The organism is Sphaerochaeta sp., assembly GCF_050256055.1.
In the GTDB taxonomy this organism is placed as follows: Bacteria; Spirochaetota; Spirochaetia; order Sphaerochaetales; family Sphaerochaetaceae; genus Sphaerochaeta.
This window is the reverse complement of sequence record NZ_JBFWIJ010000049.1, coordinates 1-6187: the sequence shown is the minus strand read 5'-3', so window position 1 is coordinate 6187 and position 6187 is coordinate 1. Positions and strand designations below refer to the sequence as shown.

Genomic DNA, 6187 nt, shown 5'->3' with positions numbered 1-6187 from the left:
GTTGCATACAAAGAAGAGGAATTTTTGGATTAGCTTCCAGGTACCCTATTTCAGGAATTCATGCCCTGGAGGAGCCCTTTTATCATTCCTATGGAGGATATGGATTTTGTTCCTGGTACCGATGGTATGAAGATGCACTGCAGGATCTATTCGTACAAGCGGTCAATATGGTCATTTCCCGGAAGGATGAGATCATCAGAACCCTTGAGAAGATCACCGAAGATATCTTCGACACTTCCGCTGATGAAGCACAGCTGGAAGCTGCAAAAGTAGAACGTCGCAAAGTTGTCTCACGCATGGAGCAACTCAATACCGAGAATGCCAATGTAGCAATGGACCAGGCTGCCTACCAGGATCGGTTCAAGCAACTTAGCAAGGAGTACACCGAGGTCAACAAACAATTGTCAGCTTTGGAAGGGGCGATACATGAACGGAAGTCTCGAAAGACAAAAACAGAACTGTTTTTGAGGGGTTTGAAAAAGCAGAAAAATGTGGTTACCGAATTCACGGAGACCCTTTGGCACGCTCTTGCCGATCATGCCGTGGTCAATAGTAAAGAGGATGTGCGGTTCATTTTCAAGAATGGGATAGAGCTTAGAGTATGAGAACTTATTGGCTCTTATAACATCTTCGATTCAATTCCAGAACCACCTCAATCCGTTGTAGGTATACTCCATTGCAGCACGACCGTCATGGGAATAGCCTTCCTTTACGCGATATGCAATATTTCCCGATCTCTCATCATCATACAGCTTGAAATTCCCGCTAGGCTTTGCAATCATCGCTTCGATCTGCCTGGCAAATTGCCCATATGCAAAATCACTGGAACCGGTTATCGCGTATATGAAGTAATCATCAGGAATGAAATCGGAAGCAGTAACCGCGGCATCGATAATATCGCCGTCATAATCCATGGCACCGCTCATGGGCAGGAAGTATCGAAATGCATCCAGGCTATTGATGAAGGTGTGCCAAGTGGCAACCGAACCCATGGAAAACCCGCCGAAGGCACGATAGTCTCTGGACTCTCTGATATCCTCTGCTGATGTTCCTTTTGCATAGGTGGAGTATGTGCCTTCAACAGCAGGAATCAAATCATTCACCAGTTCCTGGTGATAGTTTGCCGTCAAGGTATAGAATGCCAGAGTGTAGTCCGCGCTATCCTCGGGGCTCTCATTGTTGTAAGTGGGACAGACGATGATGAGCGGGTCAAATTCCCCATTCCTTATGCCATGATCCACAACATGCTTGAAAGCACTCGGTTGCTCAGGCGTGCCAAGGGTTGTTGTCTCGTTGCTCCAACCTCCATGCATCAGATAGAGAACATTATATTCTTTCTCATCTGAATACTCATAAGGTAGATATACAATGGCTCGTTTAGTGATTGGCTTGCTCTTCTGGGCGTAGGTCCTGGATTCATAGGTGTCATATCTGAGCTCAACAAGGGTTCCCGGCTGATCCGCTTCGCGCAGGTACTCATTCGGGATGGTCCACAGTTCCTTGGGAATGGGATTATCGGAATCGTTATCACCTTCCATGGTATAGCTAGCCTCCAGCTCTCTCTCAGGTTGGTTAGTATGAGATAGCGCATCAACAGTGGTCGAAGCACTAAAACTGCCGCATGATCCGAGCAAACCGATACTAAGCAATACCAACATTGCAATTGCATGCATTCTCATTCCAGACCTCCTATCGGTTCACCTGATTTTCCCAGAACTTGATTGCATTATCGATCCAACCCTCGGCGATTGTTCCTTCCCCAAGACCAAACCCATGCGGCAATCCCTCAAAGATATCAATCTCCGCATCGGTTCCCTGCGCCTTTATCCGATTGATGCGGTTTTCCATGGTCCGGTAGCTTGCTATACCGTCGCTAGTCCCCACACAGGCATAGGTCGGCGGTTCATTTCCTGTTACCTCGGTAAGCCCAGTGTATTGCATGATAACCGCCTTAGGTTTCGGATACTCAGATTCCCCAAAGGCTGTTGTTCCGTAGGATCCCAACCACGCCGCCATACGGGCACCTGCTGAGCCTCCCCACAGTGAATATCCTTCTATGTCAACTTCAAGTTCGCTCGCATGCTCATGAATGAAGGCAATCGCCCGGGCAAGATCCTCACTGGCAGTGTTGGCTCCCGGCCGGTAGATCAATGCAAATGCATTGTATCCCCTTTTCGACAATTCCAGAGCATGGGGGAAGCTGTCATGCATTGCACCTACGTACGCAAACCCACCACCGGCGCTGAGTATAGCCGCTTTCTGTCCCGGCTTCCCTCGGAAGAAGAAAAGTCCGGTGTTTTTCTTTGCAGGGTCAGCCGCTTTCTCTGTTTCTGAATAGATATCATAGAAAACTTGCTGTCCTGCACGTGCGCTGGTCCTGAGGTAATTTACAATTTCGACGGTACGATCAGCACTCACATAGGTGTACCACGTCAGGATGCTGCCTACTTCAACCAGCCTCATCTGACGGTCAATGGACCTGTCCACCGGGAAGATGAGTCTGCCGAACCCATCAAAAGATGGATCATCAATGACATCCCAAACCAAGCTTTCTTGTGTAAATCCCATTGCAGCAGCCTCTTGTGATACATTGCCTGCTGTCCCGGAAATGGATCTGTCAGCCTGGCCTTGTGCAGTGACGCTGCCACCTCCGACAAGCAGAAGCATCAGGATAATGAAACATGACATTTTTGCGTATTCTTTTCCTTCCCGTCTGATCATGGTTATGGTCTACCTCCCTTGTTTGGCAGGAGCTCCCTCAAACGTAATGGATATACGTTGGAGGAGTTCACGAATCCTTAGATTCTGCGGACAATTTTTCTCACATAGTCCGCAGCCGATGCACTGCGAGGCTTTTCCGTATGGTTCTCCATGTACCTGGTATTATCCTCCACCTGGCCCGATGTGAGAAGATCGCTTAAAACCACACGATCCTCTTCATCGAGTAATCTATCGGCCTCTTCCTCTTATTTGAGGTCCTTCTCTATCAGCCATTCATTGATATGCTTCGCAACAATTTGGTTGTTCAAATCCGACATGATGAAGTGCGTGTTCCCTAGAATACCGATTTCAGGTAGGTGCACAACCGTCACATCACCTCCATAGCTGTTCAAAAGCTCTGCCCACTGCCTTGCAGATGCCAATGAGCGTCTCCAGAATTCTTGTGAGGGTACATCCGTTTCTTCTGCAGGTATGTAATCCCCATAATAGACTATGATGGGAATACGGGTCAGTTTCATGAATTCATCCATCGAAACCCGTCCATACGATTGCGCTGGATCGGAATCCGGATCCAGGGGGAAGGCGAACCCTCCTGGTTCGATGGCGACAACAGCCTCAACCTTCTCATTTGCGATTGCCGTTTGCCAACCGGTCATACCGCTGGCCGAATGTGTGAACAGGATTCCTCCATCCAAACGGTCGAAAATCTCCGACATCGCCGTGACGGTTGCGTTTCTTTCAGCCGTGGTACCGGTATCGGGAACCATCATGCGGAAGAATTGGTCAAGCGATTCTGCATCCTGTGGAAATTGCACACCCTCGTTAAATTCAGGCCAGAGGCCGATGCGGAATTGGGTGAACCAAGTCTGGTCATCGGGAGTTGCAGGGATTTGCCCGGCACCGGTAACCTGTCCGGCTTCACCTCGGCCTGGCTGGTCCACGAGATAGACGCTGTGGCCTTCACGCAAAAAGATATCAGAAAAGCCTTCCCTTCCGTCAGCTGTCATCTGCCAACTCCGTCGTGACTGGCCATATCCGTGGAGAAACACCATCGGATGATCGTTGGCATCAACGGGAATCTGATAGAGGACATCCGCGTGGTCTCCATGCCGGGTCTGCCCACCCTGAGGGACCACCCACGGCTGCATCGGATCATACGTCCCCTCACTGGTCACAACCGTTCCCCCGGCTGAGAAGTTGCCTTGTTCCTGGATATATAAGATATCCGAATCCCCGTTTGCAGTTGTGGCGATGTTCCCTTCAGTAGTACTGCAGGATACAAACATCCCAACAGTAATTACTGCCAACACGAAAATCGTGATACGTTTCTTCATAAGAATTTCTCCTTTCATACAAGTATGGTCATCCTGATCTGAATACCGAATCAATCAATACGTCGTTCCGAGAGAAACTTAACCATCGCCGGATCCTGGTGATCAAAGAAGAGGCTCTTGCCTTGATCGAGACCCTTGATGGCATCCATCTCACTTTCAGACAGGCTGAAGTCGAATATATCGAAATTTTGTGCAATCCTTTCTGGTTTCGTTGATTTGGGGATTGCAATGACTCCCCGTTGGATCAGCCAACGCAGAACCACCTGGGCAACCGATTTATGGTGATTTTCTCCGATTGAGGCCAGCAGTTCGTTGGAGAACAGGTTGTTCCTTCCCTCAGCAAACGGCCCCCACGATTCAATCTGCACCCCATTGGCAGCAAGGAACTCTGCACTCCCCTGCTGCTGGCAGAAAGGATGGGTCTCAACCTGATTGATTGCAGGCTTGATCTGAGAATGGACGATCAGGTCCATTACCCGGTAGTCTGGAAAATTGCTGACTCCGATGGCTCTGACCTTGCCTTCTTGGTACAGTTCCTCCATCGCCCTCCATGCTCCAAAGATATCTCCGTAGGGTTGATGGATCAGAAGCAGGTCAAGATAATCGAGTTGCAGTTTGGCGAGAGATTTCTCGAAAGCTTTCCGTGTCTTTTCGTACCCCACATCCTGAATCCAAATCTTGGTGGTGATGAAGAGCTCGGAACGGTCCACAGGACTTCGCTTGATGGCAATCCCCACCGCTTCCTCATTCCCATAGGATGCAGCTGTATCAATCAGCCTATATCCCACCCTGATTGCTTCAGCCACACTGTCTATGCATTCATTCTTGTCAGGGATCTGAAAGACCCCAAACCCAAGTACCGGCATCTGGATTCCATTGCTCAACGTTTTATATTCCATTTTGTTCTCCTACAAATACTACATCTATCTGTACGACAGGTGATCGATTTTTGCTGATATGCTTCCGGGACAGGAGGATCCCTACACTGGGGTTCGCTCCAGCTCCCATATTTTTTCTAGCCTAACGATATCAGATGGAAGGACGGAGAAATACAACATCCCTGCATTCATTTTGCCTAATCCTGCAAATACTCAGTGTAATAGGTTGAATTATTCAGCAAAACATATACTATTGGACCATATGACTGATGAACTATTGCATGCAAAGAATACATTGACCGAGCGGATTGAATATTGGACGGGAACCAAGGGGAATGCCAAGGACGCCATCCCGGGGCTGTGGATGTACAAGTACGAAGCTCCTTCGGCGCGAATACGAATCATCCAGCGACCGAGCATCTGTCTGATCGGCCAGGGCTCAAAGGAAGTATTGTTGGGTAAGGATTCGTTGGTATATGACAGGGATCACTACCTGGTCACCTCCCTGGATTTACCAGTTGTAGCCCAGATTCGGGATGCCAGTCCGGAAAGGCCGTATATGGGTCTGGCGTTTACCTTGGAACAGAAAGAGATTGCCAAACTCCTTGCCGAGGGCAGTCTCCCCATTCCTTCAAAACTACCAACACAACGCGCCATGAGCGTTGGACAGCTATCCTTGTCCTTGATCGATGCTTTTCTGCGACTAATCAACCTGCTGGAGGAACCAGTCTCCATACCCTTTCTAGCACCTTCAATCAAACGTGAAATACTCTATCGATTGATAACGAGTGATCAAGGATATCATGTACGTCAATTGAGCATGGCAGGCAGCCAGAGCTCCCAAATACATGGTGCGGTACAGTGGCTCAAGGATAATTACAACAAACCCGTCAAGATGGAAGAACTGGCCGAATTGTGCCACATGAGCCTTTCCTCTTTTCATCATCATTTCCATAACCTGACAGCCATGAGCCCCCTCCAATACCAGAAATGGTTCCGCCTTCAGGAAGCCCGCCGCTTAATGCTTGTTGATGATCTTGATGTAACCAGAGCAGCCTTTGAGGTTGGGTATGAGAGCTCCTCCCAGTTTTGCAGGGAGTATAGTCGTCAATTCGGGAACTCTCCTGCAAAAGACATCCGATTACTCAAGCAATCCGGTCCCATGGATGCATGATTCTTGTTATACACGAAAAATTCCGCAATGCAGCAGCTTTACAAATACGGGCAATAAGACCTATGGGTAGGATGGGAACA

At 48.7% G+C, this 6187-nt stretch carries 6 protein-coding genes and 1 pseudogene; 2 read left to right on the top strand and 5 right to left on the bottom strand.

What is annotated here, in order from left to right:
- A partial coding sequence (locus AB7C91_RS13400) for a hypothetical protein (RefSeq protein WP_428592270.1) occupies positions 1 to 605 on the top strand: 605 nt, incomplete at its 5' end.
- A 30-nt stretch (positions 606 to 635) separates the two neighbouring features.
- Here AB7C91_RS13400 and AB7C91_RS13395 read toward each other — a convergent pair.
- The 5 genes and pseudogenes from AB7C91_RS13395 to AB7C91_RS13375 form a co-directional block, all read right to left on the bottom strand.
- Positions 636 to 1538 carry an alpha/beta hydrolase gene (locus AB7C91_RS13395; RefSeq protein WP_428592267.1) on the bottom strand — a complete coding sequence of 301 codons (903 nt, stop codon included), beginning with the start codon at positions 1536 to 1538 and terminating at the stop codon, positions 636 to 638.
- A gap of 151 nt (positions 1539 to 1689) precedes the next feature.
- A complete protein-coding gene (locus AB7C91_RS13390; RefSeq protein WP_428592264.1) occupies positions 1690 to 2721 on the bottom strand; it encodes an alpha/beta hydrolase in 1032 nt (343 codons plus the stop codon).
- 9 nt (positions 2722 to 2730) lie between these two features.
- Positions 2731 to 2856: pseudogene (locus AB7C91_RS13385) on the bottom strand (4Fe-4S binding protein); the annotation flags it as partial.
- 110 nt (positions 2857 to 2966) lie between these two features.
- A complete protein-coding gene (locus AB7C91_RS13380) occupies positions 2967 to 4055 on the bottom strand; it encodes an alpha/beta hydrolase (protein ID WP_428592261.1) in 1089 nt (362 codons plus the stop codon).
- A gap of 50 nt (positions 4056 to 4105) precedes the next feature.
- A complete protein-coding gene (locus AB7C91_RS13375; RefSeq protein ID WP_428592258.1) occupies positions 4106 to 4954 on the bottom strand; it encodes an aldo/keto reductase in 849 nt (282 codons plus the stop codon).
- Positions 4955 to 5195: 241 nt separating this feature from the next.
- Here AB7C91_RS13375 and AB7C91_RS13370 point away from each other — a divergent pair, with 241 nt between their 5' ends.
- Positions 5196 to 6107, top strand: a complete 912-nt coding sequence (locus AB7C91_RS13370; protein WP_422480931.1) for an AraC family transcriptional regulator N-terminal domain-containing protein — start codon at positions 5196 to 5198, stop codon at positions 6105 to 6107.
- Positions 6108 to 6187: the final 80 nt, after the last annotated feature.

Excerpts from the sequence above, each read along its gene's own strand:
- AB7C91_RS13395 (WP_428592267.1), bottom strand. The coding sequence starts at position 1,538 with ATGGAAGGTGATAACGATTCCGATAATCCCATTCCCAAGGAACTGTGG.
- AB7C91_RS13390 (WP_428592264.1), bottom strand. The coding sequence starts at position 2,721 with ATGATCAGACGGGAAGGAAAAGAATACGCAAAAATGTCATGTTTCATT.
- AB7C91_RS13380 (WP_428592261.1), bottom strand. The coding sequence starts at position 4,055 with ATGAAGAAACGTATCACGATTTTCGTGTTGGCAGTAATTACTGTTGGG.
- AB7C91_RS13375 (WP_428592258.1), bottom strand. The coding sequence starts at position 4,954 with ATGGAATATAAAACGTTGAGCAATGGAATCCAGATGCCGGTACTTGGG.
- AB7C91_RS13370 (WP_422480931.1), top strand. The coding sequence starts at position 5,196 with ATGACTGATGAACTATTGCATGCAAAGAATACATTGACCGAGCGGATT.